Origin of the sequence: Olleya sediminilitoris, assembly GCF_016785945.1 — a bacterium.
In the GTDB taxonomy this organism is placed as follows: domain Bacteria; phylum Bacteroidota; class Bacteroidia; order Flavobacteriales; family Flavobacteriaceae; genus Olleya; species Olleya sediminilitoris.
On record NZ_JAEMEF010000004.1, the window covers coordinates 66075 to 85160 of the forward strand.

Consider the following 19086-nt stretch of genomic DNA (forward strand, 5'->3'; position numbering starts at 1 on the left):
TAAACAATTGTTTATCCTTTTTTTGATTTATATATATTGTAATTATTCAAAGCTTTGCATTTCTACCAGCTTTTTATACATTCCGTTTTTATCTAATAGTTGAGTGTGTGTACCTTGTTCTACAATTTCTCCTTTTTGCATCACAATAATTTGATCTGCATTTTGTATGGTTGATAGCCTGTGTGCAATAATAATAGATGTTCTGTTTTTCATCATATTTTCTAAAGCAACTTGGACTAAACGCTCACTTTCAGTGTCTAAAGCAGAGGTCGCTTCATCTAATATCATAATTGGAGGGTTTTTAAGTACAGCTCTTGCAATACTTAAACGTTGTTTTTGTCCACCAGAAAAATTATTTCCAGCATCTCCAACATTTGTTTCTATACCGTTTGGTAATTCGCTAACAAACTCCCAAGCATTTGCAATTTTCAAAGCGTCAATAATTTGGTCTTCGGTTGCATTAGGTTTACCAATTAATATATTATTTTTTATGGTGTCATTAAATAAAATTGAGTCTTGTGTTACTAAGCCCATTAGATTACGTAATGATTTTTTTGTCACCTTTTTTATGTCATTACCATCAATCGTAATGTTTCCTTCATTTACATCGTAAAAACGAGTTAGTAAATTAGCTATTGTACTTTTTCCACTTCCAGATTGTCCTACAAGAGCAACAGATTTTCCTTTAGGTACTTTTAAGCTGAATTTTTTAAGTACATTTTCATCTTCGTATCTAAAATTGATGTTTTGGATATTAATTTCATTTGAAAAGCCTGTTAAGTTAATAGCATCAGTATTTGATGTTATGGTTTCTTCCTGTTCTAATATTTCAAACACACGCTCTGCAGCTGCTAGTCCATTTTTTACAGAATAGGATGCTTTAGATATTGCTTTTGCTGGTGTTAAAATATTATAAGCTAATAGTAGATACACTAAAAATAATTCACCTTCCAGTGTTTTTTCAACTAATACTAGATTACCTCCATACCATAAAAGAATAGCAATTGTAACAATACCCATAAATTCACTCATTGGCGAGGCTAAGTTGTTTTTGTTACCAATACTGTTGGATAATTTTAATAAACGGTCAACAGAATTATTGAATTTTTTTCTAAAACTAGATTCTGCATTGTAGCTTTTAACAACCTTCAATCCTGTTAAGCTTTCTTCTACAATTGATATGAGTTTTCCTGATTCTTCTTGAGCTTTTGTTGATTTTGATTTTAAATTTTTACCGATTCTAGAAATTATAAAACCAGAAATAGGCATGAAAACAAAAACAAAAAGTGTAAGATTTACACTAATTTTTAACATGGCATAAATCGTAAATAGTATTGTTAAAGGCTCTCTAACAATAAGTTCTAAAATAACAAAAAATGACGATTGTACTTGGCTAATATCACCTAACATTCTAGCCATTATATCTCCTTTTGTACGATTTGAATAAAAAGGGATTGATAAGCTAATAATCTTCTGATACATTTTTTTACGTAAATCACTTAATACTCCATTTTTTAAATGCATCATATGAAAGGATGCTAAATAGTTAAATAAGTTTTTAAGTAAAAATGTAGTAATTACCAAACCTACAGCTAACAATAACGAGTATTGAGGACCATGGATTTGATTAAGATTACCAATTTCATAAAAGAATGAATCTTTTAAATAATCAGTAATACTCCAAATATCTGTGTAAACAGGTTTTTTAAGAATAGTTGTGGTCTCTGATTTTTTTTGAAATAGCACTTCCAACAATGGAAACATTGTTATAAATGATAATGTGCTAAAAAGCGCATATAGAATATTAAAAATGATATTCATCACTATATTAAACTTATAAGGTTTAATATATGGGATTATTTTTTTTAAGTTTTGATCCATTTAATTTAACTGCATATCTTTTAATATAGCATCAATCTTTGATTCCAATTTCTGTTCCGTAGCTTCAAAATCTGACACATTGTCTAAAGTAGTATTGACGCTAATGTAAAATTTTATTTTAGGCTCTGTACCACTTGGTCTTAAGGCTATTTTGCTTCCGTCTTCAGTATAATAAATTAATACATTTGATTTAGGGATATCAATAGTGCTTGTAGTATTGTTTATAGTATTTTTTGATTCAGATAATTGGTAATCTTCAATTTTAACAACTTTAGATCCATTAACGGTCGTTAATGGGTTTTCTCTTGCATCAATCATCATTTGCTTGATTTCTTGTGCGCCTTCAATGCCTTTTTTAGTCATTGATATTAGTCTTTCTTTATAAAAGCCATGTTTTATATATAAGCTTATTAGTTCTTTATAAAAGCTACTACCTTTTGCTTTGGCTTGTGCAGCAATTTCGCAAGCTAATAGTGCAGATGTTACTGCATCTTTATCACGCACAAAATCACCAACCATAAATCCAAAACTTTCTTCTCCACCACCAATAAATTCTTGGTTAGGAAAATCTTTAATCATTTTAGCAATCCATTTAAATCCTGTTAAACCTACTTTGCATTCTACATTATATGCTTTAGCTAAAGCAGACATCATTGGAGTAGATACAATTGTACTTCCTATAAATTGATTGTTATTAATTTTATTATTGTTTTTCCATTGGTCTAATAAAAACTGAGTCATCATGACCATGGTTTGGTTTCCGTTTAATAAAATCATTTTATTATCCAACCCTCTAACAGCAATACCAACTCTGTCGCTATCGGGATCTGTACCAATAACGATGTCTCCATCTACTTTTTCTGCTAACTCTAAAGCCATTTTTAATGCTTCAGGTTCTTCTGGATTTGGAGATTTTACAGTTGGGAAATCACCATTAGGTTCGCGTTGTTCTTCAACAATATGTACGTTGTTATAACCAGCACGTTTAAGGGTTTCTGGTATGGTTGTAATTGATGTACCATGTAATGATGTAAAAACAACATTTAAATTGTCTTTATCTTTTTGTGGTGTGTCAAAACTTCCGTTTTTTACTGAAGCATCAATAAACACATCATCAACTTCTTGTCCAATATACTCTATTAATTCAGGCTTAGCTTCAAATTTAATTTCAGCATAATCTAAAGCGTTAATAATATTAATTATTTGTGCATCTTGTGGTGGTACTAATTGTCCACCATCTTGCCAATATACTTTGTAACCATTGTATTCTGGAGGATTGTGTGATGCTGTAAGTACAATACCACAATGACAATCTAAGTGTTTTAAGGCAAAAGATAACTCTGGAGTAGGACGTAGGTCTTCAAATAAATAGACTTTTATATTATTTGCAGAAAAAACATCTGCAACAACCTTTGCTAAACTTTTACTATTGTGTCTGCAATCAAAAGCGATAGCTACTTTATGGTCTTCTCCAGGAAAAACGGTTTGCATATAATTGCTAATACCTTGTGTGTTTTTACCTAGTGTGTATTTGTTAATACGGTTTGTACCAATACCCATTACACCACGCATACCTCCTGTACCAAACTCTAAGTCTTTATAAAAACTTTCATTTAGCTCATTAGGTTGTGTTGCTATTAGGTTTTTTATATGGTCTTGTGTGTCTTGGTCAAAAGTTGGTGTAAGCCAAGTGTTTACTCGGTTTAAAAGTTCTGGTTCAATATGTCTCATAGGTTTACTTTTTTAATACTTGGTGATTGTATAAACTATTGATTAAGTGCTAGTAATAATGTGTTTTACTCACCTAAATTTAAGGATTCTTTAATTAAATAGCGTTTTTTTTCTGATTTTTGACGTAAAATTATTTCACCTAAAAAACCAGCCACAAAAAACTGAGATCCTAATATCATGGTTACTAATGCTAGATAAAATTGTGGTCTTTGGGTAATTAGTCTGCCAGAGGTGTTAAAAAAGAGTTTGTCTATTCCTAAATACAAAGCAAAAACAAGTCCTAAGCCAAACATAATAACGCCTAAAGCACCAAATAGATGCATTGGTCTTTTTCCAAATCTTGATAAAAACCAAATAGTTATTAAGTCTAAAAATCCATTAACAAAGCGGTCCATTCCAAATTTAGTTTCGCCATATTTTCTGGCTTGATGTTGGACTATTTTTTCGCCAATATTAGAAAAACCAGCGTTTTTAGCTAAAACAGGAATGTATCTGTGCATTTCTCCGTTTACATCAATATTTTTAACAACATCTTTATGGTAAGCTTTAAGTCCGCAATTAAAGTCATTAAGTTGGACACCAGAAGTTTTTCTTGCTGCCCAATTAAATAATTTAGAAGGTAAGTTTTTAGTTAACTTATTATCGTAACGCTTTTTTTTCCATCCAGAAACTAACTCAAACCCTTGGTTGGTAATCATGTTATAAAGTTCTGGTATTTCATCTGGATTATCTTGTAAGTCGGCATCCATAGTAATAATAACGTCACCTTCAGCTTTAGCAAATCCAGCGTGCAGTGCTTGAGATTTCCCAAAGTTTTTTAAAAATCTAATACCTTTTACATTGCTATCTTTAGCTTGTAGAGCAGTAATAGTTTTCCAGGATTGGTCTGTACTACCATCGTCGATAAAAAGTATTTCATATGAAAAACCATTGGATTGCATTACATTTGCTATCCAATGGTGTAACTCTGTTAAAGACTCTTCTTCGTTAAGTAGTGGTATGACTACTGATATGTTCATAATTTAATTTGAAAAATATTTTCAAATATAAAACTATTATAAGTCTTCGTTGTTTTTTTTCATTATTAATGAAATTATTAGACCAATTACACTATAAATTATTAATTGAATTATTACTGACTGTACCATACTACTAATAGCAAATTGACTTGGTGAATTTTCCATTTGGTTCAATGCATCAGCTAAAGCGTCTTCAGGAGTGTTAAAATTTCTCATCATTTCAATAGATTTTTCAATAACAAGTTCTTTTAAAGTAACTGCTGCTTCTGGATCAATAAAATTAAAAATTATAACACTTATAACTGCATTAATTAAAATACCAATCATAACTGTGATAAAATAGGCTGTAAAGGCTTCTTTAAAACTAATGTAACCACCTAAAGCACTTTTAGATTTGCTTACAGCTATTATACCAAAGACTATAATAGCGACAAACAAACTAATACCTAACCATGCTTGGGTCAGTAATTCAAGATTAGTAGCATAAGCAATTACTGTAACGGAAGACAGTATCACTCCAAGATAAATACCAAAATTTGTAGCAATAGATTTAATAGTTTTGTCCATGATATAATTATATTTGTTTTGTTAATACATGATAAGTATAAAGGTACAATAAAACGTTACAAATTTTAACAATAAAATTTTTTAAAAAATTAGTTGTAGGTTTGTAAAAATTACTTAAATTTGCACCTCGAATTTAGTTAAGATAAAAAGCATTTAGCGATGAAAAAAGGTATACATCCAGAAAATTATAGAATGGTAGCATTTAAAGACATGTCAAATGACGACGTATTTTTAACTAAGTCTACTGCAAACACTAACGAAACTATAGAAGTTGATGGTGTTGAGTATCCAGTAATAAAAATGGAAATTTCTAGAACGTCTCACCCGTTTTACACAGGTAAGTCTAAATTAATTGATACTGCTGGACGTATTGATAAGTTTAAAAACAAATACGCAAAATTTAAAAAATAATTTTAGCGTCAACTATATTTTAAAAGCCTTTCATTTTAATGAAAGGCTTTTTTGTTACCCTAAATTGAATTATTTTTGAATCAAAACTCACTTTTAGTATGAATTATATTCTTTTTGACGGACCAGTTCGTAATCAGCTTTTACCATTTACATATACAAGACCAGTAGCAGATGTTAGGGTTGGTATTTTGACTATTAGAGAAAAATGGGAATTGTACTTAGGTAACACAACGACTACAATTACTGAAGACTATCTATCAGAAAAATTTCCTATGGTTGAGTTGGAGGCTAATGTAATGCTAAATGCTGCATATTTACCAAATTTAGATTTAGTAGAAATTATTAAAGGTTTAACCGAAAATCAGGCTATTTTTAAAGATGAAGATGTTATTGCTTTTTATACAACAGATACACAAGAAGCAGTAGATTTTGATACTTATGAAGCTATAGAATTTGATAAAGATATTTTAAAAATAGAGCATACTTGGGATATTTTTTCAAAAAATGGTGAAGCTATACAGCAAGATTTTGAGTTGTTAACAAAAGACAATACTTCACAGCCTATTCCAAAAAGTAATAATGTGATTTCTCCAGAACATATTTTTATTGAAGAAGGTGCTAAAGTTGAATTTGCTACGCTTAACGCTAGTACAGGTCCAATATATATTGGTAAAAATGCCGAAATAATGGAAGGAACTTTAATTAGAGGTCCTCTTGCATTGTGTGATCATGCAACATTAAAGCTAGGAGCTAAAATTTATGGACCAACAACTGTTGGACCACACAGTAAAGTAGGAGGAGAGGTCAATAATTCTGTATTGTTTGGGTATTCAAATAAAGGACATGATGGCTTTTTAGGAAACTCAGTGTTAGGTGAATGGTGCAATTTAGGTGCAGATACTAATAATTCTAATCTAAAAAATAACTACGTACAGGTTAAACTGTGGGATTATGAAACTGAACGTTTTGCAAAAACAGGTTTACAGTTTTGTGGTTTAATGATGGGAGACCATAGTAAATCTGGTATAAATACAATGTTTAATACAGGAACTGTGGTTGGAGTTAATTCTAATGTTTTTGGAAGTGGTTTTCCTAGAAACTTTATACCAAGTTATAGTTGGGGAGGAGCTTCAGGTTTTACAACGTATCTGACTTCTAAAGCTTTTGAGGTAGCAAAGGTAGTTATGGAAAGAAGAGGTATAGATTTTACAGCTCAAGACGAGGCTATTTTAACACATGTTTTTGAAGAGACTAAAAAGTTTAGAAAAGACTAACCGTTAATTTAACTGATTCTCTTGCTATTAAACGGTTAATCATCGAAATTGTAAGGTTTTATGGGTTAATTTTGATTTAAATTTTTATATTGTTTTGTTTTAAAAATCAATATGAATTTTATTTTTAAAAATACTTTAAGATTTTCAATCTTATATCTAAGCTTGTACTTATTGGACTCATTTTTTAAAAATAGTTACGATTTATATTCGTATAGATATTTTTCTAAAATTGCTTTAGGTGTTAGTTTGTTATTATTTTATGTTTTAAATAATAAACAAAAGGACAACACTAAAAAACGATTAGTTATTTATGCATTGTCATTATTTTTAATAGGAGATTTTTTCTTTATTACCGGTAATTCTGGTAAAATGACTCATTTTGTAATTGCTGCATTCTTGTTTATTGCAGGAAAAATATGCTACTCTGTAAGGTTTTTAAATAATGAAGATTTTAAAATTTCTAAGTTAATTCCGTTTTTAGTCTTTTGTTTTGCTTACATGACTTTAATTACGTCCATAGTTTATAATAATTTAGATCATTATTTTTTTCCTTTTTTAATCTACTTATTTGTGGTAATGTTATTAATGCAGTTTGCTTTTTTAAGAAAAAACGAAGTTAATACAAGTAGCTTTTGGTTAGTAATGTTAGGTGTGTTTTTATCAATGATTGCAGATAGCATTAATATCTTGAAAACCTTTTATAACCCACTGATAGCCTATAATAAAATAACTGTAATGTTATTTTATTGTTTGTCACAGTATTTAATTATTGTTGGGGTTTTAAAAGAAAAAACAACTATTGATTATACAGAAAACGTATTAAAAACTAATCTGTAATTATGGAAAAGTTAATACGATACTATACACCTCTATTTATTTGCTTACTTGTAATAGATATTTATACTAAAATCTATTTACCTTCAATGCCTTACAGGTATTATAGTAAGGTTTTAGTAATGGGTAGCTTATTGGTTTTTACAGCTTACGCTATTTATAAAAAAAAGGTTTATGTAGAAAAATATATTTTTTATGGTTTAATTTTATTTTTTATAGGAGATATATTAATAATTGACCATTTAAATAAAATTAAATTTATAATAAGTATAGGTTTATTTGTAATAGGTAAAATATTATACATTGTTAAGTTTTCTCATAAAGAGGATTTTAGTAATAAACGATTAGTGCCATTTTTTGTAATTTGTTTTTTACTAGTAGCTATATTATACAGTCTTATTTTTACTAATTTAAAAGATTATTTTTTACCAATAACATTGTATTTTTTTATATCATTGGTCATGACTCTATTTGCTTACATTAGAAAAGGTGTTGTTAATAATAAAAGCTATTATACTGTTTTGTTAGGTGTAGGTTTGTTTGTGCTATCTGAAGCTACAATGGTTATTAAAATGTTTTATGGAGATGTAATGTTTCAGGACTTTTTGGTCATGTTTGGATATGCAATGGGGCAATACCTTATTATTTTAGGATTAATTCTAAATAGAAAGGCACATGATAATAAAAGTGTATTAGTCTAAAATAATATTATTGTTTTTCTTTTTTAACGTGTTTAATTTCTAATAAATTAATAGGATTGCTACTTAATCCAGATACATTTTTTTGAGTAAATCTAATCACTTCATCATAATACAAAGGAACAATTGGCGAGTTGCTTAATACCAAGCTATCCATAGTTTTGTAAGATTCTGTTCTCTTTTTTATATCGTTTTCTAAAAACGAAGCTTTGTAAAGGCTATCAAATTTTGTATTGTAAAAATGTGTGTAATTAGGTCCGTTAGGAGCAAAGTTTTCAGAGTAAAATAATGACAAGTAATTTTGTGCATCAGGATAATCCGCAACCCAACTAGCTCTAAATAAATCTAATTTTCCATTAGCTTTACCTTCTTTAAGTGTGGAAGCAGGTATAACATCTACATTAACTGTTAGTCCAATTTTAGTTAATTCACGTTGTATGTATTCACAAAAATTAAGATAATTACTAGTTGTGGTTATTGTTATTTCAGGATTATTATTTCCAGTTTGGGTCTTGTAAGCTTCTATTAATTGTTTAGCCTTTTCTGGTTGATAAGTATAACCAATAGTACTGCTGTAACCAGGTAAACCTTTAGGAATAAAACCACCAGTAGCAGGTATACCTATCCCGTTTCTTAAATAGGTCATCATTTTTTGTTTATCAAAACCGTAATTAACCGCTTCTCTAATACGTTTAGATTGTATTTCTGTTAGGTTAGACTCCATGAAAAATGCTAAATATTCAGTGTTTAAATAAGGGCCTCTAATTAAGTCAATAGTGTTGGCGTATTTATCACTTAAGGCTCCTTTTGTAGTTAAAATGTCATCTTGATACGAAGCATCTAAACTATTTAAAAAGTCCAAGTTACCTTGTATAAACTGCATATATTCACTTTGTTTATCAGGTAAAAACGTAATAGCTACTGCTTCAAGATAAGGTAATGTTTCGCCTTTAGCGTCAGTTTCAAAATATTGATTGTTTTTTCTGAATACTAATTTGACGTTTTCTTCCCAACGTTTAAATTTAAAAGGACCAGTTCCAATTGGATTGGCTCTAAAATCTGTACCATAATGTCCTGTGATTTCTTTAGGGACAACACTACAATATTTCATGGTTAATAATCCTAAAAAAGCAGGAAAGGGTTGTTTTAATGTAATATCAAAAACACTATCATTAACAGCTTCAAAATGTTTTATTTTATTAAAAATCCAACGTCCTGAAGACGCTATTTTAGGATCCAATATTCGATTAAAACTGTATTCAAAATCATAAGCAGTTACAATTCTGGTGGAATCTTTTTTAAATAATTTGTGTTTATGAAAATACACGTCATCACGTAAAACAAAACGGTACTGTAAAGCATTTTCAGATACAGTCCAACGTTTAGCTATACTAGGTTTAACCAATAAGCTATCATCCATTTGGACTAAACCATTAAATAATTGGTTAACAGCCCAAATATCTGCATTGTCTTTAGCAAAAGCAGGATCTAAAGAGCCAATGTTTTTGTGTTCATTATATCTAAAAACTAAATGGTCTTTGTTGTTTTTATCTTGATTTGTACAAGATAATATACTGCTAATAAAGGCAAGTAAAATAAGATAATTAGTAGTGTTGCGTTTTAAAACAGTCATTAATAGTAATCAATATATAAGCGTCTAAACACCTTTTAAGGCTTAAAAAAAATACGTAATTTTGCAATCACAAATTTGTAATTACACTAGGTAAATATAAACAATCTTACTTAGCATTAAAGACTATTTTAAATTGAATACTAAAAAGAAAGTTGGCTTCTATACTTTAGGCTGTAAACTTAATTTTTCTGAAACATCAACCATTGCCAGATCTTTTAAAGACGAAGGTTTTGATCGTGTGGATTTTAATGATCCAGCAGATATCTACGTTATAAACACTTGTTCTGTTACAGAAAATGCAGACAAACGTTTTAAGACTATCGTTAAGCAAGCTCAAAAATCTAATCCAGACGCTTTTGTGGTTGCTGTTGGATGTTATGCACAGTTAAAACCTCAAGAGTTAGCAGATGTAAATGGTGTAGATTTAGTCCTTGGTGCTACCGAAAAATTTAAAATAACAGACTACCTTAACGACTTGTCCAAAAACGATTTAGGTGAAGTCCACTCATGTGAAATAGAAGATGCAGATTTTTACGTCGGAAGTTACTCCATTGGTGATCGTACTAGAGCTTTTTTAAAAGTCCAAGATGGTTGTGATTATAAATGTACTTACTGTACAATCCCTTTAGCTAGAGGGATTTCAAGAAGTGATACATTAGATAATGTATTAAAAAATGCCAGAGAAATATCTAAGCAAAACATAAAAGAAATAGTATTAACAGGAGTTAATATTGGTGATTATGGTAAAGGTGAATTTGGTAATAAAAAGCATGAGCACACGTTTTATGAGTTAGTACAAGCCTTAGATGAAGTAGAAGGTATAGAGCGTTTAAGAATATCTTCAATCGAACCTAATTTACTTAAAAATGAAACCATAGATTTTGTGTCTAAAAGTGAAACATTTGTGCCTCATTTTCATATTCCCTTACAAAGCGGAAGCAACGACATTTTAAAGGCAATGCGTCGTCGTTACATGCGTGAATTATATGTAGATAGGGTAGAGAAAATTAAACAAGTTATGCCTCACGCTTGTATTGGTGTGGATGTTATAGTTGGTTTTCCTGGTGAAACCGAAGATCATTTTCTAGAAACCTATAATTTTTTAAGCCAACTTGATATTAGTTATTTGCATGTTTTTACTTATTCTGAAAGAGCTAATACTGTCGCAGCAAGTTTAGATCAAGTTGTACCTAAAAACATACGCACTAAACGCAGTAAAATGTTACGTGGTTTAAGCGCAAAAAAACGTCGTGCATTTTACGAAAGTCAAATTGGTGCCACCAGAAAAGTGTTATTTGAGTCTGAAAATAAAGCAGGTTATATCCATGGGTTTACAGACAATTATGTAAAAGTTAAAACACCATGGAATCCAGAGTTTGTTAATACCTTACATAATATAGAATTAACTAAAATTGATGACGACGGTTTAGTAAGATTTGATTTTATTAATCAGCAATCAGCATAAAAAAAACCGAAGTAATTTTACTTCGGTTTTTTTATTTCAATGTTTAGATTCTTAGACCAACAGGTAATAATTTTTTGTATCGTCTGTTTCGTCTAATAAATTTTGCGATTTCTGGACTTGTTGGCACAACACTTAAGTTGCGGTCTTCCATTGTGTCCAAAACAGTTTTTAAAAATTCTGAAATAAACTCTTCATTATTAAGTGGTTCAGGAAGTATTAATTTAGTTAAAAAAATCTTTCGTTCCTGTAAAGAGTATTCAATTTTAGCAAAATGATCGTCTATTTTCAGTTCAAATTGACGTAAAAACTCATTGTCAACTAACTCTGCTGCATCAATCATGTTTATAAAGTTTTATTAATTATTGGGAGAGTTTCAAAAATAGTACCAAACTATTTTATAAATTTACATTACAAATGTACAAAAAAACTATTAGCAATAGCCTTGCGTAATGTTAAAACCTTATGAGTCAGCAAGTAATACCAGTCTATTTAATGCCAGGAATGGCAGCTAATCCGACAATTTTCGAGCACATAAAATTACCCGAACATCAATATCAAATACATTGGTTAGAATGGAAAATTCCAGAAAATAACGAAAGCATTTCTTCCTATGCAAAACGTATTTGTCAAGATATAAAACATGACAATCCAGTCCTAATTGGTGTTTCTTTTGGAGGTATTTTGGTTCAAGAAATTAGTAAGCTAATTAATACTAAAAAGGTAATTATTGTGTCAAGTGTAAAGACTAAGCATGAGTTACCAAAACGTATGAAACTACTTAAAGCAACCAAAGCTTACAAGATTTTACCAACTCAATTGCTAAGTAATATAGATTTATTAGCAAAATATGCTTTTGGGAATACTATTACTAAGCGTATTGAATTATACAAAAAGTACCTGTCTGTTAGTGATAAAAACTACCTTGATTGGGCTATAGAACAAGTTGTGTGTTGGGAACAAGAACAACCTATTGATGGTGTTGTGCATATCCATGGAGATAATGATTTGGTTTTTCCGTTTTCCAATCTTTCAGATTGCATTACAATCAAAGGAGGTACGCATATTATGATAATAAATAGGTACAGATGGTTTAATCAAAATTTACCAAAATTAATTGCTTAAACATTAAGTAAATCACATAAAATATTTTATATTTAAAAGAAAAAGATAAGACGATGAAGATAGTACAAAAAAGCCTAGCAGTAGTAGGTTTGGCAGCATTAGGCATGTTATTTATTAACGCCTATCAAGATGCTCCAACAGACGAAAATTTTCAAAAACAAATTATAAACGATTATAATGTTTACGCTATACAGATGCCAACGTATTTAGAATTTGCAGGAGAGGAAGTTCCTTTGTCAAATCCAGATATTTATGAGCGTATGGATAAAGAGCTTTTAGTAAACACTTATTGGCAATCTAATGGATTGTTAATGTTTAAACGAGCTAAAAAGTATTTTCCTATTATAGAACCTATTTTAGCAAAACATGGTATTCCTGATGATTTTAAATATTTAGCAGTAATAGAAAGTGGTTTGACTGACGCACGTTCTCCAGCAGGAGCAAGTGGATTTTGGCAAATCATGAAAGCTACTGGACGTGAGCATGGATTAGAAGTTAATGATAATGTAGATGAGCGTTACCATTTAGAAAAAGCAACAGAAGTAGCATGTGATTATTTAATAAAAGCTAAAAGAAGTTTAGGGTCTTGGACTTCTGCAGCAGCAGCATATAATGCAGGAAATTACGGGATCTCAAAACGATTAAAAGCACAAGATGTAACAAGTTATTACGATCTACTTTTAGGAGAAGAAACTGGTCGTTATGTGTTTAGAATTATAGCTTTAAAAGAAATCTTATCAAACCCAGATAAATATGGATTTAATTTTAGAGATAAAGATTTATATACTACTGTGCCAACTTATCAGGTAGCTGTAGATACAGCAGTTACGGATTTTGCAGATTTTGCAAAACAGTTTGGTATAAACTATAAAATTTTAAAATTGCATAACCCTTGGTTGAGAGAGCCTCAATTAAATAACAAATCTAGAAAGCAATATTATATTGACATTCCTAGAGAAGGATATTATCAAACAAACCCATAAATGCTAGATTTTATAAGTCAATATTGGTGGACTGTTGCAATTGTCTTAAATTATATTTTAGTAATTATTGCAGTAGCAACCATATTATTTAAGTCAATTAATCCAACTAAAACACTAACATACATTATTGTATTGTTAGTGTTTCCTTTTTTTGGATTGATTGTATATTATTTTTTTGGTCAAGAATATAGAAAAGATAAGATTTTTAACCGAAAGGACGTCTTGAACAATTCATTAATCAAATCAATAAACCAAAAGTTAAATCTTGATCCAGAGACTTTAACAAGTTACGAAGCTAATATTGAAGAAGACCAAATTAGGTTGATTCATTTACTTCAAAAAAATGATAAATCACCATTAACTAAGTATAATGACATCGAAATTATTTTAAATGGTGAAAATAAATTTGAAATCCTTTTTAAAGATATTCAAAATGCAAAGGAGCATATTCATATTGAATATTACATTTTAAAAGATGATAAAATTGGTACAAAGTTTATTGACTTATTATGTCAAAAGGCAAAAGAAGGCGTTATTGTTAGATTAAGCTTTGATGATGTAGGTAGTAAAATTTCTTCTAAAATGAAGAAAAAAATGACTGAATCTGGTATTAAGTTTCATGCTTTTATGCCTGTGTTATTCCCTAGGTTTGCTGGTAAAATGAATTACAGAAACCACAGGAAAATAGTCATTATTGATGGAGAAATTGGATTTGTTGGAGGTATAAACGTATCCGACACCTATGTTAATTATCCAGAAAATAAAGCTTATTGGAGAGATACACACTTAAAAATTGTTGGAGAGGCTGTATTTACTTTACAAACACAATTTTTGACAAACTGGAATTTTGTAGCAGATACGACTTTAGAATTAGACCGTTCGTTTTTTCCTCAAAATAAGGTCCAAACTATTCAACCTGTTCAAATAGCAGCCAGTGGACCAGATACCGATTGGGCTAATATTATGGAAGCCATATTTTTTTCTATAGTTACTGCAGAGGATTATGTGTACATCACAACACCATATTTTATACCAAACGATCAAATTATTACAGCCATGCAAGTAGCTTCAAAAAGTGGAGTAGATGTTAGGCTTTTAATTCCGCATAAATCCGATTCTTGGACAGCAAAACACGCAACAAATTCATATCTAGAACAGTTATTAGAAGCAAATATTAAAATTTATAGATACGAAAAAGGTTTTATTCATGCTAAAACTATGGTTGTAGATGATGTCTTTACAACTATTGGAACTTGTAATATGGATTATAGAAGTTTTAATATTAATTTTGAAATCAATGCTTTAATCTACAATAAAGATAAAGCCAAAGAAGCCAAAGCTATATTTACGAATGATTTAGAGAGTGCAGCTCAAATAGATTTTAATCAATGGACAGAGCGTTCTAATATAAAACGCATTCAAGAAGCATATTGTAGGCTTTGGGCACCATTATTATAAGTAGTATTATTTTGCATAAAAAAAGGTCAAACTAAATAGTTTGACCTTTTTTTATAAAATGTAGTTTGATTATCTACTTCTTCTTTTTTGTGCTCTAATAGATCCACCTTGACCATAATGTTGTTTTGGTGCTTGGGCACGTTTCATGTTTTCTTTCATCATTTTAATCTGATCTGTTAACATGCCTTGTTTATCTAATTTTTGTGCTTCGGCCAATAAGTTAGTCGCTTCTTGCTTTCTTCTTTTTGATAAAGCAACACCTGCTAAGTTTAATTTAACCATTGCCATGTCATGATCCATAGATAATCCAAGCTTTTCAGCTTTTCTAAAGTAACGCTCAGCTTCACTCATATTATCTTGAGACACCATGATACCATTTAAAAAGTTATAGTAACCTTGTTGTTTTTGTACTAAAGCAGTTTCTGGATTTTTAATTTTATCTAACCATTTTTTAGCACCAGGATAATCTTGTTTTCTTAATCTTAAAAACGCAAGTAAAATAAATTCATTTTTAAAATATAAAAAGACAAATATCAGAGATAAAAGGATGTACATGATACCATTTCCTATGTTTCCTTCTACAAATTGCCAGATGGCTACACCAAAAATTCCGATTGCTATTATTAATTTTATTACTTTATTGTACATTATTGTTAATTTTAAATGTCTTATTTTTACTTAAATTTAAACGCTTTTAGGCGTATTTTTTATTGGAGTACAAAGAAACTAAAAAAATCTTTAAAAATATTTTTAAAATTAGGTTTGTCAAATAAAAAAGTCGTTGTATATTTGCGCTCAGTTTTAGGGAAAGTCTAAAACATTTAAAACATTTACTATTTAGATTTAAAAACATAAGACAATGCCAAAAAGAACGTTTCAACCATCAAAGAGAAAAAGAAGAAATAAACATGGTTTTAGAGAGAGAATGGCTTCTGCTAATGGTAGAAAGGTATTAGCGCGTCGTCGTGCTAAAGGAAGAAAGAAAATATCTGTTTCAACTGAGACTAGACATAAAAGATAATTAATGATTTTCAATTGTTAATATATTAAAGGCGTTACTTAGGTGTAACGCCTTTTTTTGTATCCAAATTTGATTATTTTTGATAACCGAAATAAAATTAATAAAATGCCAAAACAATCTAATTTAAAATCGATTTTAATTATTGGTTCAGGTCCAATAGTAATTGGTCAAGCTTGTGAGTTTGATTACTCTGGTACTCAGGCTTTACGATCGTTAAGAGAAGATGGTATCGAAACCATTTTAATAAACTCTAATCCAGCAACAATTATGACTGACCCAAGTATGGCAGATCATGTTTACTTGTTGCCATTAACGACTAAATCAATAATCCAAATACTTAAAGAGCATCCACATATTGATGCTGTTTTACCTACAATGGGAGGACAAACTGCCTTGAATTTATGTATTGAAGCAGACGAAAAAGGTATTTGGAAAGATTTTGGTGTAGAAATAATAGGTGTAAATATTGACGCTATTAACATTACCGAAGATAGAGAGAAGTTTAGAGAGTTAATGCTTGATATTGGTATTCCTATGGCACCTCAAGCAACAGCGACTTCTTATTTAAAAGGAAAAGAAATTGCACAAGAGTTTGGTTTCCCTTTAATTATTAGAGCATCCTTTACTTTAGGAGGAGCAGGAGCTTCTTTTGTATATAAAGAAGAAGATTTTGACGAGTTGTTGACACGTGGTTTAGAGACGTCTCCAATCCACGAAGTCATGATTGATAAAGCCTTAATTGGCTGGAAAGAATATGAGTTAGAGTTACTTAGAGACTCAAACGATAATGTTGTTATTATTTGTGCTATTGAAAACATGGATCCTATTGGTATCCACACAGGAGACTCGATTACTGTTGCTCCAGCAATGACATTAAGTGATAAAACATACCAAAAAATGCGTGATATGGCAATCCATATGATGCGCAATATTGGTGATTTTGCAGGAGGTTGTAATGTACAATTTGCTGTAAGTCCAGATGAAAACGAAGATATTATTGCTATCGAGATTAATCCTCGTGTATCGCGTTCTTCTGCCTTAGCAAGTAAAGCGACAGGTTATCCAATTGCAAAAATTGCAGCTAAGCTAGCTTTAGGATATCATTTAGATGAACTTGAAAACCAAATTACTAAATCTACTTCTGCTTTATTCGAGCCGACTTTAGATTATGTAATCGTAAAAATACCACGTTGGAATTTTGATAAATTTGAAGGATCAGACAGGACTTTAGGTTTACAAATGAAATCTGTTGGAGAAGTCATGGGAATTGGACGTAGCTTTCAAGAAGCCTTGCACAAAGCAACTCAGTCGCTAGAAATTAAACGTAACGGTTTAGGTGCTGATGGTAAAGGTTATAAAAACTACGACCAAGTTATAGATAAACTAACACACGCTAGTTGGGATCGTGTTTTTGCTATTTATGATGCCATTCAAATGGGAATTCCGTTAAGTCGTATTCATGAAATCACAAAAATAGACATGTGGTTTTTAAAGCAATACGAAGAATTATATTTCATAGAAAAAGAAATCTCAACTTTTACTATTGATACTATTCAAAAGGATTTATTACTTGAAGCGAAGCAAAAAGGATATGGAGACAGACAAATAGCACACATGTTGGGTTGTTTAGAAAGTCAAGTCTATAATAAACGTGAAGAATTAAATATTAATCGTGTTTATAAACTGGTTGATACTTGTGCAGCAGAGTTTGAAGCAAAAACGCCATATTATTATTCAACGTTTGAAAACGATGTTGAAACTGCAGACGGAACACGACAAGCAGATAATGAAAGTATTGTTTCAGATAAGAAAAAAGTAATTGTTTTAGGATCTGGTCCAAACCGTATTGGTCAAGGGATCGAGTTTGATTACTGTTGTGTTCATGGTGTTTTAGCTGCAGCAGAATGTGGTTACGAAACCATCATGATTAATTGTAATCCAGAAACGGTTTCTACCGATTTTGATACTGCTGATAAACTGTATTTTGAACCTGTATTCTGGGAACATATTTACGATATCATTAAGCATGAAAAGCCAGAAGGTGTTATAGTGCAACTTGGTGGTCAAACCGCTTTAAAATTAGCCGAAAAACTTGAGCGTTACGGTATTAAAATATTAGGTACAAGTTACCAAGCATTAGATTTAGCCGAGGATAGAGGGCATTTTTCTACTTTATTAAAGGATTTAGAAATTCCTTATCCAGAATTTGATATTGCAACAACAGCTGATGAAGCAGCAGCAATTGCAGATGTGTTAGATTTTCCAATATTAGTAAGACCTTCTTACGTACTTGGTGGTCAAGGTATGAAGATTGTTATTAATAAAGAAGAACTTGAAAAGCATGTCGTAGACTTATTAAGTCGTATGCCAGGAAACCAATTACTTTTAGACCATTATCTAGATGGTGCAATTGAAGCTGAAGCTGATGCTATTTGTGATGGTGAAAATGTATACATTATTGGTATTATGGAGCATATAGAACCTTGTGGTATACACTCTGGTGATAGTAACTCTTTATTACCTCCTTTTAACTTAGGAGATTTAGTAATGCAACAAATTAAAGATCATACTAAAAAGATTGCTTTAGCATTAAATACAGTAGGTTTAATAAACATACAGTTTGCAGTTAAAGATGATAAAGTTTATATAATTGAAGCTAATCCAAGAGCATCAAGAACGGTTCCGTTTATAGCTAAAGCTTACGGAGAACCTTACGTAAACTATGCAACTAAAGTGATGTTAGGTGAAAAGAAAGTAACTGATTTTGAATTTAACCCAAAATTAAACGGTTATGCAATAAAACAACCTGTGTTTTCTTTTAACAAGTTTCATAATGTAAATAAAAAGCTAGGTCCAGAAATGAAAAGTACTGGAGAAAGCATCTTATTTATTGACGATTTAAAAGATGACGAATTTTACAATTTATACTCAAGACGTAAAATGTACTTAAGTAAGTAATTGTCAAAATAGATACAATACAAAAAAACCT

The 19086-nt window shown here is 30.3% G+C and carries 17 protein-coding genes; 10 read left to right on the forward strand and 7 right to left on the reverse strand.

The genetic code is table 11. From position 1 onward, the window contains the following. Window positions 1–42 precede the first annotated feature (42 nt). The 4 genes from JAO71_RS06030 to JAO71_RS06045 all read right to left on the reverse strand — a co-directional run bounded on the left by JAO71_RS06030 (window position 43) and on the right by JAO71_RS06045 (window position 5198). Window positions 43–1881, reverse strand: a complete 1839-nt coding sequence (locus JAO71_RS06030; protein WP_116823156.1) for an ABC transporter ATP-binding protein — start codon at window positions 1879–1881, stop codon at window positions 43–45. Next, window positions 1882–3612 (reverse strand): phospho-sugar mutase, encoded by a 1731-nt coding sequence (locus tag JAO71_RS06035; protein WP_202999565.1) that lies wholly within the window; start codon window positions 3610–3612, stop codon window positions 1882–1884. It lies immediately after the preceding gene. Between the two features lie 65 nt (window positions 3613–3677). Continuing rightward, window positions 3678–4631, reverse strand: a complete 954-nt coding sequence (locus tag JAO71_RS06040; protein ID WP_116823154.1) for a glycosyltransferase family 2 protein — start codon at window positions 4629–4631, stop codon at window positions 3678–3680. A 36-nt stretch (window positions 4632–4667) separates the two neighbouring features. Beyond that, entirely contained in the window at window positions 4668–5198 is a 531-nt protein-coding gene (locus JAO71_RS06045) for a DUF4199 domain-containing protein (protein ID WP_116823153.1), read from the reverse strand. Between the two features lie 159 nt (window positions 5199–5357). Here JAO71_RS06045 and JAO71_RS06050 point away from each other — a divergent pair, with 159 nt between their 5' ends. The 4 genes from JAO71_RS06050 to JAO71_RS06065 all read left to right on the forward strand — a co-directional run bounded on the left by JAO71_RS06050 (window position 5358) and on the right by JAO71_RS06065 (window position 8418). Next, complete coding sequence (locus JAO71_RS06050; protein ID WP_028281743.1) at window positions 5358–5609, forward strand: type B 50S ribosomal protein L31; 252 nt, start codon at window positions 5358–5360, stop codon at window positions 5607–5609. A 98-nt stretch (window positions 5610–5707) separates the two neighbouring features. Further along, a complete protein-coding gene (locus tag JAO71_RS06055) occupies window positions 5708–6883 on the forward strand; it encodes a GlmU family protein (RefSeq protein WP_054851458.1) in 1176 nt (391 codons plus the stop codon). A 111-nt stretch (window positions 6884–6994) separates the two neighbouring features. After that, window positions 6995–7720: a lysoplasmalogenase family protein gene (locus JAO71_RS06060; protein WP_202999574.1), complete on the forward strand. Its 726-nt coding sequence runs from the start codon at window positions 6995–6997 to the stop codon at window positions 7718–7720. 2 nt (window positions 7721–7722) lie between these two features. Continuing rightward, complete coding sequence (locus JAO71_RS06065) at window positions 7723–8418, forward strand: lysoplasmalogenase (RefSeq protein WP_202999576.1); 696 nt, start codon at window positions 7723–7725, stop codon at window positions 8416–8418. Window positions 8419–8425: 7 nt separating this feature from the next. Here JAO71_RS06065 and JAO71_RS06070 read toward each other — a convergent pair whose 3' ends face one another. Next, a complete protein-coding gene (locus JAO71_RS06070; protein ID WP_202999579.1) occupies window positions 8426–10048 on the reverse strand; it encodes an ABC transporter substrate-binding protein in 1623 nt (540 codons plus the stop codon). A gap of 133 nt (window positions 10049–10181) precedes the next feature. Between JAO71_RS06070 and mtaB the strand changes: the two genes are divergently transcribed. Continuing rightward, on the forward strand, window positions 10182–11513 hold the full coding sequence (gene mtaB, locus JAO71_RS06075; RefSeq protein WP_202999588.1) for a tRNA (N(6)-L-threonylcarbamoyladenosine(37)-C(2))-methylthiotransferase MtaB: 1332 nt from the start codon (window positions 10182–10184) through the stop codon (window positions 11511–11513). A gap of 43 nt (window positions 11514–11556) precedes the next feature. Here mtaB and JAO71_RS06080 read toward each other — a convergent pair whose 3' ends face one another. After that, window positions 11557–11853 carry an N-acetyltransferase gene (locus JAO71_RS06080; protein ID WP_028291248.1) on the reverse strand — a complete coding sequence of 99 codons (297 nt, stop codon included), beginning with the start codon at window positions 11851–11853 and terminating at the stop codon, window positions 11557–11559. 122 nt (window positions 11854–11975) lie between these two features. Between JAO71_RS06080 and JAO71_RS06085 the strand changes: the two genes are divergently transcribed. From JAO71_RS06085 to cls, 3 genes are read left to right on the forward strand one after another with little or no spacing between them, the layout of a single operon-like run. Further along, complete coding sequence (locus JAO71_RS06085) at window positions 11976–12635, forward strand: YqiA/YcfP family alpha/beta fold hydrolase (RefSeq protein WP_202999590.1); 660 nt, start codon at window positions 11976–11978, stop codon at window positions 12633–12635. Window positions 12636–12688: 53 nt separating this feature from the next. Next, window positions 12689–13618 carry a lytic transglycosylase domain-containing protein gene (locus JAO71_RS06090; protein ID WP_202999592.1) on the forward strand — a complete coding sequence of 310 codons (930 nt, stop codon included), beginning with the start codon at window positions 12689–12691 and terminating at the stop codon, window positions 13616–13618. After that, entirely contained in the window at window positions 13619–15076 is a 1458-nt protein-coding gene (cls, locus tag JAO71_RS06095) for a cardiolipin synthase (RefSeq protein WP_116823145.1), read from the forward strand. Between the two features lie 69 nt (window positions 15077–15145). Here cls and JAO71_RS06100 read toward each other — a convergent pair whose 3' ends face one another. After that, window positions 15146–15724: a tetratricopeptide repeat protein gene (locus tag JAO71_RS06100; protein WP_028291244.1), complete on the reverse strand. Its 579-nt coding sequence runs from the start codon at window positions 15722–15724 to the stop codon at window positions 15146–15148. Between the two features lie 211 nt (window positions 15725–15935). Here JAO71_RS06100 and rpmH point away from each other — a divergent pair, with 211 nt between their 5' ends. Together rpmH and carB are read left to right on the forward strand one after the other, a co-directional pair. Next, window positions 15936–16097, forward strand: a complete 162-nt coding sequence (gene rpmH, locus JAO71_RS06105) for a 50S ribosomal protein L34 (protein WP_028291243.1) — start codon at window positions 15936–15938, stop codon at window positions 16095–16097. 105 nt (window positions 16098–16202) lie between these two features. Beyond that, window positions 16203–19055: a carbamoyl-phosphate synthase large subunit gene (gene carB, locus JAO71_RS06110; protein ID WP_028291242.1), complete on the forward strand. Its 2853-nt coding sequence runs from the start codon at window positions 16203–16205 to the stop codon at window positions 19053–19055. Window positions 19056–19086 lie beyond the last annotated feature (31 nt).